The 1,406-nt window shown below is 70.7% G+C and carries 1 protein-coding gene; it reads left to right on the forward strand.

The annotated features are described in order from the left end of the window. Positions 1-210: 210 nt before the first annotated feature. A partial coding sequence (locus G6024_RS08110) for a proton-conducting transporter transmembrane domain-containing protein (protein WP_268817111.1) occupies positions 211-1,406 on the forward strand: 1,196 nt, incomplete at its 3' end.

Consider the following 1,406-nt stretch of genomic DNA (forward strand, 5'->3'; position numbering starts at 1 on the left):
AGGTGCCGGGGTCGGTGACGGGCAGGATGTCGGTGTCCGGCGAGTTCTCAGAGGGGGCGTCCGAGGAGGTCATGGCCGGATCGTAACCCCGTGGAACCGGTGTTCCCGCAGGTCACTCGGCATGCCCCCGCATCGGTGTCCATGGCTGTTGATAAACTTCCGTGGAAACCTTCGCACCCCTCGCCACCCGCTGCCGCGCAGGAAGGAGCCATGAGCCCCGTCCTCGCGATCGCTGCTGCAGGTCTGGCCACCCTGCTCGCGTGGCCGCTCACGCGGTGGTTGGGCCGGGGCGCGGGATGGCCGCTCGCGGCGCTCTACCTGCTGGGCGCGTCCGCGCTCCTGTGGCCCCTCTCACTGGCCCTGTCGGGGAGGCCCACCGAGGTCGTACGCATCCCCTGGGTGCCCGCCCGAGACTGGACCCTGGACCTGTTCGCGGACCCCACGGGCCTGCTCTTCGCGATGCTCGCGCTGGTGATCGGCGCGATCGTGTTGATCTATTCGTCGTCGTATCTCTCCGGCGGCGGTGACCACGGGCACGGGCGCCGGCACGGTCGCGGGCGGCGCCCACAGCACTACGGCTTCTACCAGCTCATGACCCTGTTCACGGTCTCCATGCTGGGGCTCGTCCTCACGGACTCGATGGTGCTGCTGTACGTGTGCTGGGAGCTCACGTCGCTGGCGTCGTTCGCGTTGATCGCCAACTCGGGCCGCCCCGCCTACGCCGCCGCGCTGCGCACCCTCACGGTGACCGTCGTCGGTGGCCTCGTGCTGCTGGGCGCGCTCGTGGCCATGTGGTTGCGCACCGACACCACCTCCATCTCGGAGGCCCTCGCGCACGACGTGTGGTCCACCGACCCCGGCTTCACCGCAGCGATCGCGGTCGCCGTGGCGGTGGCCGCGTTCACCAAGTCCGCCCAGTTCCCGTTCCACTTCTGGCTGCCGGACGCGATGGCGGCGGCGACCCCGGTGAGCGCGTACCTGCACGCCGCGGCCGTGGTCAAGGCCGGGATCTTCCTGTTCATGCGGTTCTCCCCGGCTTTCCACGACGTGCCGGTGTGGAACGCGCTGCTCGTGTCCGTGGGCATGGGAACCGCCGTGATGGCGGCCGTGTTCGCCCTGCAGAAGACCGACCTCAAGCAGCTCATGGCCTATTCCACCGTGAGCCAGCTGGGGTGGATCACCGCGGCGATCGGCGTGGGGACGCAGGAGGCGCTCGCCGCCGCCGCACTGCACACCGTCGCCCACGCCCTGTTCAAGTCCGGGCTGTTCATGCTGGTCGGCGTGGTCGACCACGAGGCGGGGGCCCGCGACATCCGCGACCTCGGCCCGCTGTGGCGCCGCATGCCGTGGACGTTCGGCGCCACCGTGCTCGGCGCGGGCGCCATGGCCGCCGTGCCGCCCACCCT

This window comes from Dietzia maris (assembly GCF_014144855.1).
Lineage (GTDB): Bacteria > Actinomycetota > Actinomycetes > Mycobacteriales > Mycobacteriaceae > Dietzia > Dietzia kunjamensis.